Raw genomic sequence first — 16,001 nt, 5'->3', positions numbered from 1 at the left:
GTGCTCAGCCTCCGTGGTGCGGCGGGCGGTTCTCGGTGAACCAGCGGTCCGGGTCACGATCGTCGCGCTCCTCGGCGGAGCCGCCGTCGGAGCGCTCGTCGGAGGTGCCGACGGGGTCGTCGCCGAAGATGTCCTCGATCCGCCTGCGCAGCCGGTCCGCTGGTTCGGTCATGGCGTCCATGGTGCCGTGCGGGGAGATGTCGATCCCGTTGCAGGAGGCCGTGGCGTGCCGTCACGGCCCCCTCGGGTCGTCTCGCGGTGCCACCATGGACGCGACCGTGACGCAACACGCCCGCGACCGTTGCGGGCCCGACGAGGAGGGGAGGCTGACATGGGGTTCCTGGACAAGGCCCGCGAGGCGGCGGAGAGCGCGCTGGAGAAGGCCGCGCCGCACCTGGAGAAGGCGAAGGAGAAGGCCGGACCGCACCTGGAGAAGGCCCGGGAGAAGGCCGGTCCGCTGGTCGGGAAGGCCGCCGAGCGGGTCGACCAGGCCACCGGCGGCAAGTACACCGAGCAGATCGACAGTGTGAAGGGCAAGGTCGAGGAGGCGCTCCGGCACGATTCCGGGACCGCCCCCGGGGCCGGCACGCACACCGACGGGGTCCCGCCGGTGCCGCCCGCACCGCCGGGTGGTGACGCGCTCAAGCCCGACGGCAACCCGGCCGCGTCCCAGCCGCCCGCCTCGGACGGCCGGAAGGACGGCGGCGTCCCGCCGGTTCCGCCGCCTCCCGCGAGCTGATCCGAGCGAGCGACGGGCCCTGCGCGGTGATTCCGCCGGGGCCCGTTCGGGTCCGGGGGGTGCGGGTCGGGCCGCACCTCGGCACGGTACGTAGTGCGACGCGGCGCGGCCTGGTGAGCCGCGCGGCGGTGCGCAGCGTGCCCGTCGCACCCCTTGGCCCGCCGAGATGCAGACCAGCGGGAATTGTCGATCTTCACGGCCCGCTCAGCTGCATCTCGACGAGTCACGGGGTGCGAAGCGGCGCTGCTGAGGCATGACGCGGTGCCGGTGGCCCGCGCAGTGGTGCGGTGGGGCGCGCGGGCGAGGTGCGGCGGTGCAGGGCATGGCGCGGCACGGCCGGCCGCAGCGTGGCCCGGCGCGGGGCGCGGCCCTACGCGGCGGGGGCGCGACCCTAGGCGGCGGGGGCGCGGCAAGGCCCAGCACGGCGCGGCGCCGCGCGGCCCGGCGCGGCACGGCGGCGCGGCGCGGCGCGCGATGTGGCCCTACGCAGCGCGGGGCGCGGAGGCCCTACACGGCATGGCCCTACGCGGCGCGGTACGCGGCATGGCCCGGCCCGGGCCGCGCCGCGCGACCTCGCACCCCTTGGCCCGCCGAGATGCAGATCAGCGGCAATTGTCGATCTTCGCAGCCCGCTCAGCTGCATCTCGGTGGGTGAAGGGGTGCGACGCGCCGAGGTCAGGCGTCCAGGCCGGACAGCTCCGAGATGACGTGCGGCACGAGCGGGGTGAGGGTGGCCATGCCGTCGCGCACCGCGGCGCGGGAGGCGGCCAGGTTCACCACCAGCGTGCTGCCGGAGACGCCGACGACGCCGCGGGACACCCCGGCGTCGACCGCTCCGGCGGCCAGGCCGGAGGCGCGGATCGCCTCGGCGATGCCCGGCACCGGCCGGTCGAGGACACCGGTCGTCGCGTCCGGGGTGACGTCGCGCGGCGAGACGCCGGTCCCGCCCACCGTCACCACCAGGTCGACGCCGCCGATCACGGCGGTGTTCAGCGCGCTGCGGATGGCCACGACGTCGCCGGGGGCGCTCACCACGCCGTCGACGACGAAGTTCGCCTCCTCCAGCAACTCGGTCACCAGCGGCCCGGTGGCGTCGGACCGCTCACCGGCACTCACCCGGTCGTCGACGATCACCACGAGGGCACGACCGATCTGCGGATCCGACATCTCCATCCCGTCACCCTAACGCCGCGCCCGGCACGGTCCCGGGGGGAGGCCGTGCCGGTACGGAGAGGGGGAACCCGCACCGGCACGACGCTCCGTTCGCGTTCGACGGGGCACCACCGAACACCCCGTCAGCCCATCACGTCGGTCTTTCACACGTCAACGAGATCCCGGTCGCTCCACCCGCCCGGACCCGTCCGGTCACTGCTCGCCGAGGGTCACCTGGACCGTCCGGTCCTGCAGCTGCAGCTCGACCGAGGCCCCGGGCGGCTGGGAGCGGACCGCGGCCTGCAGGTCCGTCCCGGTGGAGATCCGCTGGTCGCCGAGGCGCACCACCAGGTCCTGCGGGACCAGGCCCGCCTGTTCGGCCGCGCCGCCCGGCGTCACCGTCTGGATCCGCGCGCCGCCGAGCTGCGGATCGTCGGTGACCTCGACGCCGAGCACGGCGTGCGTGGCCGGGCCGCCGTTGCGCAGCTGGTCGGCAATCCGCCGCGCCTGGTTCATCGGGATCGAGAAGCCGACGCCGATCGAGCCGCCGCCCGGGCCGGCCGTCGCGATCGCCGAGTTGATGCCGACGACCCGGCCCTCCATGTCGACGAGCGGGCCGCCGGAGTTGCCCGGGTTGATCGCGGCGTCGGTCTGGATGGCGTTGAGCACGGTCGACTCGTTGCCCGCCTCGCCGCCGACGCTCACCGCGCGGTCCAGCGCGGACACGATGCCGGTGGTCACCGAGCCGCCCAGGCCGAGCGGCGAGCCGACCGCGGTGACCTGCTGGCCGACCCGGACGCCGTCGGAGTTCCCGAGCTCCACCGGCACGAGACCGGCCACCTGGATCCGGACCAACGCCACATCGGACTGCGGGTCCTGACCGACGATCGACCCGACGGCGACCCGGCCGTCCTGCAGGACCGCGCGCAGCGTCCCGCCGGCCGCGGCGGGCTCGACGACGTGGTTGTTGGTGAGGATCAGGCCGTCGTCGCTGATCACCATGCCGGAGCCCTCGCCGCGGCCGCCGTTGTTGCCGGCGCCGCCCTCGACGCGCAGCTGCACCACGCTCGGCAGGACGCGCGCGGCGACCGTCTCGACCGGGGTCATCGGCAGATCGGACTCGACCTCGGGCACCGGTTCGGCGAGCACCCCGCCGCCGGACGCCGACGAACGGGAGATGTCCGCGCCGATCGCCCCGCCGATCGCGCCCGCGACGAGGGCGAGGATGAGCCCGCCGACGATCAGCGCGATCGTGCGGCGGGGCCGGCTCGGCGGCGGCTGCGCCACCCCGGTCGGATAGGGGTAGGGCTGCTGGTCTGCCGGGTAGGCCGCCGTGCCCGGATGGTGCGCCGACCCGTAGGGCGCCGGGTACGTCGGGTAGCGCTCCCCCGGGTACTCCGGGGGCGGGGCGCCGGGGCGGGCCCACGGGTTGGCCTGGACCTCCCAGCGGTCGGTCGGCGGATCCGCGTCCGCGCCGGTGGCGGCGGTCCGGTCCGGGTCGTGCTGGCCGGGCGGGAGACCGCCGGCAGGTTCGTCGGACGCGGCACCGGTCCGGTCCGCAGGCACAGCTCCGGCACGGTCCCCCGGCACGACACCCGCGCGGTCCGCACCCACGGCAGCGGCACGGTCCGAGGCCGCAGCGCCGGCACGGTCCTCGCCGGCCGCACCCGCACGGTCCGAGCCCGCACCCGCGCGATCGGCGCCCGCGCCAACCGCACGGCCGTCGCCCGCGCCACCCGCACGATCGTCACGCGCGCCAGCCACGCGGTTCTCGCCCGCGCCATCCCCACGGTCCGAGCCCGCGCCATCCCCACGGTCCGAGTCCGCGCCACCCGCGGCAGCCGCGTGGTCCGCACGTTCAGCACCGGCGTGCTCGTCCGGAACAGGATCGGCACCGGTCCGCGCGGCACCGGCATCGGCGTCCGACACGGTTCCGGCGCCGCTCCCTGGACTGCCGGCGGGAGGTCCGCCGGCGGCGCCGTCACCGTCCGGAGCACCCGCGCCGTCACCGGCCCCGGCGTCCGCCCCGGCGTCCGGGGGCCCTTCGGCGCCGGCCCGGTCCCGCGTCCCGTCCTGGCCGGTCGCGCCGGCCGTGCCCGCGGAACCCTCCGGGCCCGACGAGCCGTCCGTCCCGGGGCTCTCGTCGGGCGGGTTCTCCTGGGCCATGCGTCCACCGTCCGTCACGTCGCCTGCACGGCCCGCCACCGGGCCGTCACCCCACCAGGCTATGGGCTGTCGGGTTCCGCCACGTACCGGCCCGGCAGCGCCATCGACAGCAGCGCGCCGCCTTCGGGGGCGCTGCCGGCGCGCACCTCCCCGCCGTGCCGGGCCGCGGCCTGCGCCACGATCGAGAGCCCGAGCCCGGATCCGGGCATCGTCCGCGAGGTGTCCGCCCGGTAGAAGCGGTCGAACACGTGCGGCAGGTCCTCGGCGGCGATGCCGTTGCCCTCGTCGGCGACCTCGATCACGATCCACTCCGGGGCGATCGGGACCATCGACAGCCGCACCCGGCCGCCGGGCGGGCTCCACTTCACCGCGTTGTCGAGCAGGTTGAGCACGGCCCGTTCCAGCGCGCTGGCGTCACCGTCGAGGATCCACCGGGTCAGGTGCACGTCGAACTCGGTCTCCCCGGCCCGGCGCCGCACCCTGGCCAGCGCCCGCTCGACGATCTCGCTCAGCTCCAGCGCTTCGGTGGTCATCGTCGGCGCGTCGTCGCGGGCCAGCTCCACCAGGTCGCCGACCAGGTGGGAGAGCTCCTCGACCTGGGCGCGGACGTCGTCGAGCAGCTCCACCCGGTCGTCGGCGGGCAGGTCCGGGGTGTCCGGCCGGTCGGCGGCGGTGAGCAGCTCCAGGTTGGTGCGCAGCGAGGTCAGCGGGGTTCGCAGCTCGTGCCCGGCGTCGGCGACGAGCCTGCGCTGCTGCTCGCGGGAGGCGGCGAGCGCCCCGAGCATCGCGTTGAACGACTGGGTGAGGCGGGCCAGCTCGTCCGACCCGGCGACCGGGATCGGGCGCAGGTCGCCGGTGTTGGCGACCCGCTCGGTGGCGGCGGTGAGCCGCTGCACCGGCCGCAGCCCGGTCCGCGCGACGGCGACCCCGGCCAGCGCGGCCAGCACCACCCCGCCCAGCCCGACCAGCGGCAGCGCGGTCCCCATCCGGGTCACCACCTTGGTGATGGTGTCCAGCTGCTGGGCGATGACGAGCGCGCGGCCCTCGTCGGCGCGCACGGCGACCACCCGGTACGGGACGCCGTCCAGGAACTCGGTGCGCCCGGGCTGGGTCGGGCCGCCCTGGGCCACGGCCAGCTCCGGCTCCCCGACCGGCGGGATCGACGACTCATCGGCGGAGGTGTAGACGCCCGAGGAGTAGAGCAGCGCGATGTGCAGGTCGGCGGCGCCGAGGACGGCGGGCGGCAGCGTCGCCAGCAGCTGCGGGTTGATCAGGTCGCTCTGCGCGGCCAGGTAGGCGCGCTGCCGCAGGCTCTCGTCGAGCGAGCTGGTGAGGTTCTGCCGGACGACCAGGAACGCGGCCATCGACACGATCAGCACCATCGCCGCGGCGACCAGCGCGGCCAGGATCCCGATCCGGGCGCGCAGGGTGAACCGCTCGCGCTCGTCGGCGCCGTGCGTCCGGCGCCACCACCGCTCGGCCCGCTCCTCGGTCGGGGTCAGCCGCAGCGACGCGCTGATCTGCGACCGGAGCCCGCTCACGGCGGCGACTCCCGCAGCACGTACCCGACGCCGCGGACGGTGTGGATCAGTCGCGGCTCGCCGTCGGCCTCGGTCTTGCGGCGCAGGTAGCCGACGTACACCTCCAGCGCGTTGCCGCTGGTCGGGAAGTCGTAGCCCCAGACCTGCTCCAGGATCTGGGCGCGGGTCAGCACCCGGCGCGGGTGCGCGAGCAGCAGCTCCAGCAGCGAGAACTCGGTGCGGGTGAGGCTGATCGACCGGCCGCCCCTGGTGACCTCGCGGGTGTCCGGGTCCAGGGACAGGTCGGCGAAGGTGAGCGCGGCGCTCGCCCCGCCGTCGTCGTCCTGCTCGGGGGTCCGCCTGCGCAGCAGCGCGCGCAGCCGGGCCAGCAGCTCCTCCAGCGCGAACGGCTTGGGCAGGTAGTCGTCGGCGCCCGCGTCGAGCCCGGCGACCCGGTCGGACACCGCGTCCCGCGCCGTCAGCACCAGGATCGGCAGCGCGTCACCCGCGCTGCGCAGCCGTCGGCAGACCTCCAGCCCGTCGACCCGCGGCATCATCACGTCGAGGACGAGTGCGTCCGGGCGATCGGTGAGCATCATGTCCAGCGCGGCCTGGCCGTCCTCGGCGAGGGCGACCTGATAGCCGTTGAAGGCCAGCGACCGGCGCAGCGAGTCCCGGACCGCCTTGTCGTCGTCGACGACCAGAATGCGCATGCCGCCCAGTCTCGCCCAGTCTCCTGAGAGAGGTCTGAGCGGGAGCTGATCGGTGCGGGTGTGGATCTGCCGCTCACCCGGGTAGTCGTCCGGCATGACCGACGAGTTCGAGTTCTTCTTCGACCCGATCTGCCCGTTCTGCTGGGTCACCTCGCGCTGGGTGGTGGAGGTCGGCAGGCAGCGCGAGATCGCGGTGAGCTGGCGTCCGCTGCCGCTCGCGCTGCTCAACGAGGGGATCTCCTACGAGGAGCGGCTGAAGGTCTCCGACGCCTACCCGGAGTCGCACCGGCGCGGGCTGGAGATGCTGCGGGTGATCGCGGCCGCGGAGGCGAAGCACGGCCCCGAGGCGGTCGGCGACCTCTACACCGCGTTCGGCGAGCTGGTGTGGGACACCGAGGCCCCGGACGGCGACGGCTTCAACCCGGTGATGCAGGTGATGGCGCAGCAGCGCGACCTGCGTCCGGTGCTGGAGAGGTTCGGACTGTCGCCCGGGCTCGCCGACGCCGCGCACGACGACGGGCTCGATGCCGGGCTGCGCGACAACGTGGCCGAGGTCCGCAGGCGCTGCGGTGACGACGTCGGGACCCCGGTACTGGCGTTCACCCCGCCGGACGGGCCGGGGCTGTTCGGCCCGGTGATCGACACGGTGCCGTTCGGCGAGGACGCGCTGCGGCTGTGGGACGCGGTGTTCACCCTCGCCACCTGGCCCGGGTTCGCCGAGCTCAAGCGGGGCCTGCGCTCGTTCCCGGAGACCCCGCTCACCGCGCGGATCGCCCGCGGCGAGACGACCGTGCGCTGAGGTTCTGCTTCACTGGCGTCCGTGACCGACCCGGGTGAGCTCGGCTTCTCGAACCGGACCGGCCGCCCGCCCGGGCGGCTGATCACGCTCGCCTCCCGGGTGCTGCCCGGCATCCGGCGGGTGCAGAGCCAGATCGAGCCGTACGCCGAGTTCTGGCAGGAACGCAACCGGGCCGAGCTGCGCCGGAACGGCCCGCTCTGTGTCGCACTCGGCGACTCGATGGCCCAGGGGATCGGGGCGTCCGGGCCGGAGGGCGGCTGGGCGGGCCGGCTCGCCCCGGCGCTCGGCTCGTCGTGGCGGCTGGTCAACCTCTCGCAGTACGGCGCCCGGGTCGACGACGTGCTGGACCGCCAGCTCCCGGCGGCCCTGCGGCTGGCACCGGACCTGCTGGTCTGCCTGGTCGGGTCGAACGACCTGATGCAGCCGCGGCACCAGGACGGGATCGGTGACCGCTACGTGCGGCTGCTCGACCGGCTCCCGCGCGGCACCGTGATCGGGAACCAGCCGGGGACGTTCGCGGCGGCGCTGCAGGTCAACGGCCTGATCGACGACGCGGTGCGGCGCCGCGGGCTGGTGCTCGCCGAACTGCGGGACCCGCGGACCCGGCACTGGCGGGGCAAGCTCGCCTCCGACCGGTTCCATCCGAACGACCGCGGCTACGCCGCCATCGCCGAGGTCTTCACCGAAGCGCTGCGTCGCGCCGGGTACCGGCCGCGCCGCTCTGGTTAGGTGGTCCGATGGCGACCGAGAAGCTGCCGCGCAAGGTGTACGAGGCGGAGCTGCTGCACCTGCAGGGTGAGCTGCTGAAGATGCAGGAATGGGTCAAGGCGACCGGCGCGCGGATCGTCGTCGTCTTCGAGGGGCGGGACGCGGCCGGGAAGGGCGGCGCCATCCAGCGCGTCAGCCAGTACCTCAACCCGCGGTTCTGCCGGATCGTCGCGCTGCCCGCGCCGACCGAGCGGCAGAAGACCCAGTGGTACTTCCAGCGCTACGTCGAGCACCTGCCCGCGGCCGGCGAGATCGTCCTGCTGGACCGGTCCTGGTACAACCGCGCCGGCGTCGAACGGGTGATGGGATTCTGCACCGAGGCCGAGTACCGGCTGTTCCTGCGGCAGGCCCCGGTGTTCGAGCAGCTGCTCGTCGACGAGGGCATCCACCTGCGGAAGTACTGGTTCTCGGTGAGCTCCGACGAGCAGGCCCGGCGGTTCGCCGAGCGACTGGGGAACCCGCTGAAGCAGTGGAAGCTCTCGCCGATGGACCTGGAGTCGATGACCCGCTGGGACGACTACTCCAAGGCCCGCGACGACATGCTCGTGCACACCGACACCGAGCACGCGCCCTGGTGGATCGTGGAGGCCGAGCAGAAGCGCAACGCGCGGATCAACATGATCCACCACCTGCTGTCGTCGGTGCCGTGGGAGCCGGTGGAGCGCAAGGTGCTGACGCTGCCGGACCGGCCGCCGTCGGGCAACTACGTACGCCCGCCGCGCGAGGTCCAGCGCGACGTCCCGGACCACGCGGCCAGCCTGCTGTGAGCGCCGTACTGTTCACCGGCTTCCCGGGGTTCCTCGGGTCGGCCCTGCTCCCCCGGACGCTGCGCCGGGCGCCCGGCGCCCGCGCCGTCGCGCTGGTCCAGGAGCGGTTCGCCGACCAGGCGCGCGCGACCCTGGCCCGGATCGAACGCGACGACCCGGCGGTCGCCGGCCGCACCGATCTCGTCGTCGGCGACATCACCGTGCCCGGTCTCGGCCTGCCCGACGACGAGCGGGCCCGGCTGCTCGGCGGGCCGCTGGAGATCTTCCACCTGGCCGCCGTCTACGACCTGTCGGTGCCGGCCGATCTCGCCTGGCGGGTGAACGTCGACGGCACCCGGCACGTCGTGGCGTTCGCGCAGGCGGCGACGGCACTGCGCCGGCTCCAGTACGTGTCCACCTGCTACGTCTCCGGCCGGTACGACGGCCTGTTCGCCGAGACCGACCTGGAGCTCGGCCAGCCGTTCGCGAACCACTACGACCACACCAAGCACGAGGCCGAACGGGTCGTCGCCCGCGCCCGCGACGCCGGCCTGCCGGTGACCGTGTACCGGCCGTCCATCGTGGTCGGCGACTCGGTCACCGGTGCGACCCAGAAGTTCGACGGGCCGTACTACCTGCTGCAGCTGCTCGCCCGGCAGGGCGCGACGGCGGCCGTGCCGCTGCCCGGCCGGGCCGCGCGCACCGAGTTCAACCTGGTGCCGTCGGACTTCGTGGTGGACGCGATCGCCGCGCTCGCCGGGCACGACGGCGCGCTGAACCGGACCGTCGCGCTCGCCCAGCCGGACCCGCCGACCGTGACCCGGATGTGCGAGGTGTTCGCCGACCGGCTCGGGAAGCGGCTCCGCACGGTGCCGATGCCGACCGGGCTCGCCGCGTTCGCGATCGACCGCGTGCCCGGGATGGGCCGGCTGTTCCGGGTGCCGTCGAGCACCCTGGACTACCTGACCCACCCCACCCGCTACGACGTCGCGGCGACCACCGCGCTGCTCGGCGAGGTCGGGGTGCGGTGCCCGGCCTTCGACGACCACGTGGACGCGATGGTCACGTTCTTCCAGCGCAATCCGGGGCTGGGCAGCGCCGCGATGGTGTGAGCGGCAGCCACCGGATGCCGCGCCCGGTCCGTCGTCAGCGCGACCCGGCCGGGACGTCGGCGCCGTAGCGGCGGGCGAGCGCGTGGAACGCGGCCTTCGGCTCCCAGTGCCCGTCGTCGGCGTCCAGCCCGGACTCCCGGGACGGCGGGCGGACGATGCCGAAGCTCGCCATGTCCAGGTCCCGGGTGGGGTCCGGGGACCAGCGGCAGTCCCCCTCGATGAACATGCAGAGGAACGCGCCGTCGACGTCCTCGGTCTCGAACACGTCCAGCTGGTACTCGATGTGGTCGGCCTGCACCAGCTCGTCCCGGACGTGGGTGCCCTTGATCCGGCGGTCGTCCAGGTCCCGCCAGTCCATGATGTCCGCGCCCGATCCGCCCTTGGCCTGGGCGCCGTCGTAGCTGCAGCAGCCGAACTCGGTGACGAGCACCGGCTTGCCGTGCGACGCGGCGCGGCGCAGGCCCTGCCGGTAACCGGAGCGGGTCATGACGTCGGTGTAGTGGTTCACCCCGACGACGTCGAACGGTCGCCAGTCGACGGTCTCCCAGGTGCCGGCGCCGTAGGTCAGCGGGCCGTCGAAGCGTTCCCTGGCGACGACGACCATGCGGCGGAGCACCTGGTTGGTCCGCCGGCCCAGGTACGGCGGGAAGATCGCGCTGACGACGGCCAGCCCGACCGTCCGCGCACCCAGGCCGCCGGGCAGGACACCACGGTGCAGCAGGCTGATCTCGCAGCCGACGTTCAGCCCGACCCGGTCGGGATGCTCCTCCCGGAGCCGCTGGGCGATGCCGGCGACCTCGGCGAGGTTGTCGAGCACCCGGGGCACCGGGGCGTCGAACCGGCGGGGTTGCAGCCAGACGTACAGGCCCTGGTCGAGTGCGGCGCACGCGGCCTCCTCGAGCCGCTGCGGGGACTCCCCGAACAGGCAGACCGCGGTGCAGTGCAGGTCCTCGCGGATCACCCGGAGCTCCTCGCGCACCACGTCCGGACGCCAGCGGGCGCGGGAGTGCTGGCCGGGCAGGTAGCTCGACCCGACGTCGTAGAGGATCCCCTTCTGGTTCAGGCCGGTGCGTGGCCGCGGTGCCGCGTCGCCGGGCTCCGACACCGGCCGGGGGTTCCGGCGGTGCAGCAGCACCGCCACCAGCAGGACGCAGAGCGCGGCGCCGACGCCCAGCGCCAGGTTCCAGACCGCGGGCGCCCGGGTGAACGCGAACCCGGCGGCGCCGAGGAAGACCGTGCTCACCGTCATCGCCGCGCGCAGGCCCAGCACCCCCCACAGGTCTCCGGTGAACTGGCGCAGGTAGCCGAGGAAGACGCCGGTGAGGAAGGCCCCGGTCAGGCCCGCCGCCGACCGGGTGACCAATCCGGTGCACACGGCGAACAGTGCGGCCTGGGCCGCGATCGTCGACATCGGGGCCAGGTGCCTGCCCAGCACGTGCTGGACGTACCCGCGGAAGACGAGCTCCTCCGGCAGCGCGGCGGCGAGCACGAGCAGCGGGCCGACGGTCAGCGCCGCGACCGCAGCGGAGCCGAGTGCGGCGCGGTCCAGCTCGGCCGACCCGCTCAGCAGCGCCGCCCCCGCGACCAGGGTGATCGCGGCGAACCAGACCAGCGCCGGCGCGGCCACGGCGAACCCTGCCCACGCGGTCGCCGGCGCCCGGCCGAGGAACCGGGAACCCGCCCACAGCACGATCGCGGCGACGACGACACCGGCACCGGCGCGTACCGCCAGGCCGGGGACGCCGTCGTCACCACCCGGGAGGTGACCGGCGAGCACCGCGGCCCCCGCCGCGAGCACGGTGAAGGCGGCGAGCACCGCCGCCGTCCCCACCCATGGTCGTTCGCGCGTGCGGACCAGCCCTGCCATGACGCCCCCCGATACTCCGTACAGTGTTCGAGTACAGGATAGGCACAGTCCGCGGAACGACGGAAGGATGAGCCCGTGGGGACCGACGGGGACGAGCGCGTCGTGCTGGACCTGCTGTGGAACGGCCTCGGCCGGCCGCAGCGCGGCCCCCGGCACCAGCTCACCGTCGAGCAGCTGGTCGACGCCGCCATGCACGCCGCCGACGAGGAGGGTGTTCAGGCGCTGTCCATGCGCCGGGTCGCCGCCCGCCTCGGTGTCGGCGCGGCGACGCTGTACACCTACGTGCCGCACAAGGCCGCGCTGCTGGCCCTGATGGCGGACACCATGATCGGCCGGATCCCGCTGCCGCACACCCGCCCGGGGAGCTGGCGGGAGCGGACCGAGGCGTGGGCGGCCGAGGAGATGGCCGGGTTCCGGGAGCACCCGTGGCTGGTCGAGATCGACGACAGCCGGTTCGTCGGGCCGCACGCCTTCGCCTGGACGGACTCGGCGATCCGGGTCTTCGACGGGACCGGGCTGGACGGCGACGCCGCGCTGACCGTGGTGCAGGCGGTCAGCGGGCACGTCCGGGGGCACGTCCCGCTGGTGATCGCCGAGGACCGCGCCCGGGCGTGGACCGATCCCGACGGGCGGAGCTGGGGCTCGGCGCAGGAGGCGTTCCTGGCCACCCACCGCCCCGAGCCCGGCCGGTTCCCGGGGATCGAGACGCTCCGCGAGCCGCCGACCGCCGTCGACACCTTCGAGGCAGGGCTGGGTTGGCTGCTGGACGGGGTCGAGCTGCGGATCGCACACCCCTTGGAGATCAGGCGAGGCTCGCCTGAGTTCGACACATGATGATCGAGTGCGCGCCACCCGTCTGCACCGCCGCGACCCGCCGGGAGTTCCTCGCGATCCTGGCCGCGGCCGGCCTGCTCAGCGGGTGCGCCGGCGGCACCACCGGAGCACCCGGCGGCGCCACGTCACGCCGGATCGAGCACCCCTTGGGCGTCACCGACGTGCCCGTGGCCCCGGCCAGGGTCGTCGCGATCGACCGCCGGGGCAGCCTGCCGCACCTGCTCGCGCTCGGAATCGAGCCGGTCGGGGCGCTGACCCACGAGAGCATCATCGGCTCGCAGTTCCCGGGCGTCGTCGCCGACCTGGCCCGGGACGTCACCGTGCTGCCCACCGCCGGAAGCTCCGACGAGGTGCGCCTGGAGGCGGTGGCAGCACTCCAGCCGGACCTGCTCCTCGGCTGGACCGACGGGATCGCCGACCAGTACGACGCGCTGTCCCGGATCGCGCCGACCGTGGCCGTCGACATCGACGTCCACGACGCCGAGCCGAGCCTGCGCGCGATCGCCGCGGCCGTCGGCCGGGACGAGCAGGCCGACACGATCATCGGCGAGTTCGACGCCCTGCGCGCGCAGCGCATCGCCGCCCTCGGCGAGATCGGCACGGTCTCGGCCGTGCTCGGGGTCGGCGACCAGATCCGGGTCTACCGCCCGCAGGCATCCTCGGTCACCCGGTGGCTGCAGGACGCCGGCGGCCGGATCGTCCCGGACACGACCGGGCTCGCCGGAGCCCTACCGGGACCTGTTCGTCACCGTCGGGCCGGAGCTCCTCGGCGAGGTGAACGGCGACACCCTGATCGTCATGGCCAACTCCGGTGCCGACGGCGAGGCCGCGCTGAGCGCCCTGAGCGGGAACCCGTTGTGGTCCGGCCTCCCGGCCGTCCGGGCGGGACGGGTCATCCGGCTGAACTCACAGGAGTCCGTCGGTCGGCTACTTCGGCTACCAGGGCTACGCCGCCCGTCCTGGACTCGCTCGCCGGGCAGTGGGCGGCGCTGGCGCCCTGATCGCCAGGGGGGCGGAGGGGGCGGAGGGGGCGGGTAGTGAGTTTCCCCCGCTTGCTCGGAGATCGACGATCATGGCCGAAGGGCCGTGTAAGGAGTGCGGACGCTACCGCCCGCTGGTCCGGCTGCTGGCCTACACCGGCCTGCGCTCGGGAGAGGCAGCGGCACTACGGCTCCGGGATGTCGACCTGCAGCGCCGCCGCATTCAGGTCGTCGCTTCGGTGACCGAGGTCAACGGGCATCTGATCTGGGGGACGCCCAGGACGCACGCCCGCCGGACCGTGCCGGTACCGCGGTTCCTGGCCGCCGATCTGGCGCCGCTGGTCACGGGCCGCGACGCCAATGCCTTCCTGTTCCGGGCGCCGCGCGGCGGCGTACTGCGGGTCCGCAACTTCCGCCGGAACATCTTCGACCCCGCCGTGAACAAAAGCTCGGGCCGGTGGGGTTCCACCCGCACGAGCTGCGGCACACGGCGGCATCCCTCGCGATAGCCTCCGGCACGCGGTGAAGGTGGTGCAGATGATGCTGGGGCACAAGACGGCGACCATGACGCTCGACCTCTACGGCCACCTGTTCCCGGACCGGATGGGCGACCTCGCCGACCGGATGGACTCCGCGGCATGTGCCCCAGATGTGCCCCAGCACGGCGACGGCGGAGAAGGAGAGCCGAAGAGCCCCAGGTAGGCTCCACGCAAGCCCTCGTAGCTCAGGGGATAGAGCACCGCTCTCCTAAAGCGGGTGTCGCAGGTTCGAATCCTGCCGGGGGCACGCAGGTCAGAGGCACAGCGACGATCCGGCTGACCATCCTCGTGGAGCTAGACGTGGAGCGAGTTCCCGTTACGCTCGCTCCATGGCGCGACCCCGTGGCGCACGACGACGGCAACGCGGCGAGATCCACACGCTGCCCAGTGGCTCCCTGCGCGTGCGCGTGTACGCGGGCATCGACGCGCTGAGCGGCAAGCGGAACTACCTCGTCGAGACGGTGCCCGCCGGCCCGAAGGCCGCGGCAGAAGCCGAGAAGATCCGCACCCGGTTCATCAACCAGATCGACGAGCAGCGCAATCCGCGCACCAAGGCAACCGTCAACCAGCTCATGGACCGCTACCTGGAGCTGCTCGATGTCGAGGAGACGACCTGGCAGCGCTACGAGCAGACGATCCGCTGCCATATTCGCCCGCTTCTCGGCCACCTCCCGGTCGCAAGGCTCGGCGGCGAGACGCTCGACAGCCACCAGGCGGTCCTCCGCCGGTGTCGGGAGCACTGTGATGGCCGCCGAGCGGTCCAGCACGCCGTAGACGGTCCGCACGATTGCACGGACAAGTGCCTGCCGCACGTCTGCAAGCCGCTCGCGACGTCGTCGATCCGCAAGGTGCACTACTGCCTCAGCGGTGCGCTGAGCCGCGCCGTGCGCTGGCGCTGGATCACGGTTAACCCGCTCGACCAGGCCGAGCCGCCGCGCGGGAGTCAGGGGGAACCGGACCCGCCCACCGCCGAGCAGGCAGCGATCATCCTCAACGAGGCGTTCCGACGTGAAGCGTGGTGGGGGACGCTGCTCTGGCTGGCCATGACGACCGGTGCGCGGCGAGGCGAGCTGTGCGCGCTGCGGTGGGACAGGGTCGACCTCGACCGCGCCGTCATCACGCTCCGCACGAGCATCGCGCAGCACAACACGAAGACGTGGGAGAAGGACACCAAGACACACCAGCAGCGCAGGATCGCGCTCGACGCCGACACCGTCGCCCTGCTCCGGGCTTACCGGGCACAGTGCAACGCCGACGCCGCAGCCCTCGGGATCACGCTTACGGCGGACTCACGCGTCTTCTCGAACGCGGTGGACGGCAGGATCTGGCGCCGGCCGTCGTCGGTGTCGAACCGTTATGTCCGAATGTGTGCAAGGCTCGGGTGGGACATGCACCTGCATCAATTGCGGCACTATTCGGCAACTGAGCTAATTGCCGCCGGCACCGATGTGCGGACCGTGGCCGGTCGTCTCGGACACGGAGGCGGCGGTTCGACCACGCTTCGCGCGTATACCGCGTGGGTCGCCGAGGCAGACCAGCGAGCGATGAAGTCCGGCGTGCGGATGCCCGCCCTCCCCTTGAACGCCCAGCACGAGGGACTAGCAACGGCATCTTCGGCGAGCGTACCCTCGGCGGACGCCCTCGCGAGCCCCTACCAGCGGATCGCAGCCGATCTACGTGGTGCGATCGCGTGCGGGGCACTCCGCCCCGGCGATGCGCTTCCGACGGTGGCCGAGCTACGGAATCGCTACAACGTCTCGGCAGGCACGGCGAACCGAGCTATTTCGTTATTGAAGGAGGCCGCCGTTGTCGAAGTCGCTCGTGGCCGAAGAGCACGAGTAACTCGCTCGATGACCGAGTAAGGAGTAGGTGGCTCGTAGGACGCTCACCTGACCGCATCAGTAGCGTTGACGCCCGCTCGTTCTCCTCGCCCGGCCAAGCTGTCTGACAACCTCGCAGGCGACCCAAAGGGGCTCTTCCGGAAACGGAGTGCAGGTGAGGGTGTGGCCGGGCCCGGGACTGGGGTCGTGTCGCTGCGGTGAGGCGGGCCCCGAGAAGTTGATGAT

The 16,001-nt window shown here is 73.6% G+C and carries 16 protein-coding genes and 1 tRNA gene; 11 read left to right on the top strand and 6 right to left on the bottom strand.

The features are described from left to right. Positions 1-4: 4 nt before the first annotated feature. Entirely contained in the window at positions 5-172 is a 168-nt protein-coding gene (locus tag ACVJO7_RS31405) for a hypothetical protein (RefSeq protein ID WP_344026818.1), read from the bottom strand. Between the two features lie 159 nt (positions 173-331). Here ACVJO7_RS31405 and ACVJO7_RS31400 point away from each other — a divergent pair, with 159 nt between their 5' ends. Then, positions 332-739 carry an antitoxin gene (locus ACVJO7_RS31400; RefSeq protein ID WP_491675962.1) on the top strand — a complete coding sequence of 136 codons (408 nt, stop codon included), beginning with the start codon at positions 332-334 and terminating at the stop codon, positions 737-739. Positions 740-1,414: 675 nt separating this feature from the next. On the opposite strand, the gene ACVJO7_RS31395 is transcribed toward ACVJO7_RS31400, so the two are convergent. From ACVJO7_RS31395 to ACVJO7_RS31380, 4 genes are all read right to left on the bottom strand, one after another. After that, a complete protein-coding gene (locus tag ACVJO7_RS31395; RefSeq protein ID WP_425563576.1) occupies positions 1,415-1,906 on the bottom strand; it encodes a MogA/MoaB family molybdenum cofactor biosynthesis protein in 492 nt (163 codons plus the stop codon). Between the two features lie 198 nt (positions 1,907-2,104). Continuing rightward, the gene (locus ACVJO7_RS31390) at positions 2,105-3,457 is read right to left on the bottom strand and encodes a S1C family serine protease (RefSeq protein WP_491675961.1); all 1,353 of its coding nucleotides are present in this window, start codon (positions 3,455-3,457) and stop codon (positions 2,105-2,107) included. 659 nt (positions 3,458-4,116) lie between these two features. Next, complete coding sequence (locus ACVJO7_RS31385; protein WP_344018069.1) at positions 4,117-5,598, bottom strand: sensor histidine kinase; 1,482 nt, start codon at positions 5,596-5,598, stop codon at positions 4,117-4,119. Then, complete coding sequence (locus ACVJO7_RS31380) at positions 5,595-6,290, bottom strand: response regulator transcription factor (protein WP_344018070.1); 696 nt, start codon at positions 6,288-6,290, stop codon at positions 5,595-5,597. Before ACVJO7_RS31380 ends, ACVJO7_RS31385 begins: the two co-directional genes overlap by 4 nt. A 94-nt stretch (positions 6,291-6,384) precedes the next feature. Between ACVJO7_RS31380 and ACVJO7_RS31375 the strand changes: the two genes are divergently transcribed. From ACVJO7_RS31375 to ACVJO7_RS31360, 4 genes are read left to right on the top strand one after another with little or no spacing between them, the layout of a single operon-like run. Beyond that, the gene (locus ACVJO7_RS31375; RefSeq protein ID WP_491675960.1) at positions 6,385-7,089 is read left to right on the top strand and encodes a mycothiol-dependent nitroreductase Rv2466c family protein; all 705 of its coding nucleotides are present in this window, start codon (positions 6,385-6,387) and stop codon (positions 7,087-7,089) included. A gap of 21 nt (positions 7,090-7,110) precedes the next feature. Next, positions 7,111-7,818, top strand: coding sequence for an SGNH/GDSL hydrolase family protein (locus tag ACVJO7_RS31370; RefSeq protein WP_491675959.1), 708 nt, complete (start codon positions 7,111-7,113; stop codon positions 7,816-7,818). Between the two features lie 8 nt (positions 7,819-7,826). Next, complete coding sequence (gene ppk2 / locus ACVJO7_RS31365) at positions 7,827-8,624, top strand: polyphosphate kinase 2 (protein WP_491675958.1); 798 nt, start codon at positions 7,827-7,829, stop codon at positions 8,622-8,624. Beyond that, the gene (locus tag ACVJO7_RS31360; protein ID WP_491675957.1) at positions 8,621-9,715 is read left to right on the top strand and encodes an SDR family oxidoreductase; all 1,095 of its coding nucleotides are present in this window, start codon (positions 8,621-8,623) and stop codon (positions 9,713-9,715) included. Before ppk2 ends, ACVJO7_RS31360 begins: the two co-directional genes overlap by 4 nt. Before the next feature lie 34 nt (positions 9,716-9,749). On the opposite strand, the gene ACVJO7_RS31355 is transcribed toward ACVJO7_RS31360, so the two are convergent. Next, positions 9,750-11,582, bottom strand: coding sequence for a CPBP family intramembrane glutamic endopeptidase (locus ACVJO7_RS31355; protein WP_491675956.1), 1,833 nt, complete (start codon positions 11,580-11,582; stop codon positions 9,750-9,752). Positions 11,583-11,657: 75 nt separating this feature from the next. Between ACVJO7_RS31355 and ACVJO7_RS31350 the strand changes: the two genes are divergently transcribed. The 6 genes from ACVJO7_RS31350 to ACVJO7_RS31325 all read left to right on the top strand — a co-directional run bounded on the left by ACVJO7_RS31350 (position 11,658) and on the right by ACVJO7_RS31325 (position 15,797). Next, on the top strand, positions 11,658-12,416 hold the full coding sequence (locus tag ACVJO7_RS31350) for a TetR/AcrR family transcriptional regulator (RefSeq protein WP_491675955.1): 759 nt from the start codon (positions 11,658-11,660) through the stop codon (positions 12,414-12,416). After that, on the top strand, positions 12,413-13,417 hold the full coding sequence (locus tag ACVJO7_RS31345) for an ABC transporter substrate-binding protein (RefSeq protein WP_491675954.1): 1,005 nt from the start codon (positions 12,413-12,415) through the stop codon (positions 13,415-13,417). The genes ACVJO7_RS31350 and ACVJO7_RS31345 overlap by 4 nt, the downstream gene beginning before the upstream one ends. Positions 13,418-13,488: 71 nt before the next feature. Next, a complete protein-coding gene (locus tag ACVJO7_RS31340; RefSeq protein ID WP_491675953.1) occupies positions 13,489-13,905 on the top strand; it encodes a site-specific integrase in 417 nt (138 codons plus the stop codon). Between the two features lie 13 nt (positions 13,906-13,918). Beyond that, on the top strand, positions 13,919-14,098 hold the full coding sequence (locus ACVJO7_RS31335; protein WP_491675952.1) for a hypothetical protein: 180 nt from the start codon (positions 13,919-13,921) through the stop codon (positions 14,096-14,098). Between the two features lie 11 nt (positions 14,099-14,109). Further along, positions 14,110-14,182 (top strand) — tRNA-Arg (locus ACVJO7_RS31330). Between the two features lie 82 nt (positions 14,183-14,264). Next, positions 14,265-15,797 (top strand): tyrosine-type recombinase/integrase, encoded by a 1,533-nt coding sequence (locus tag ACVJO7_RS31325; RefSeq protein WP_491675951.1) that lies wholly within the window; start codon positions 14,265-14,267, stop codon positions 15,795-15,797. The last annotated feature ends 204 nt before the right edge of the window (positions 15,798-16,001 follow it).

The sequence above is a fragment of the Pseudonocardia sp. DxW genome, assembly GCF_058448985.1.
This window is presented reverse-complemented; position numbering and strand designations above follow the sequence as displayed.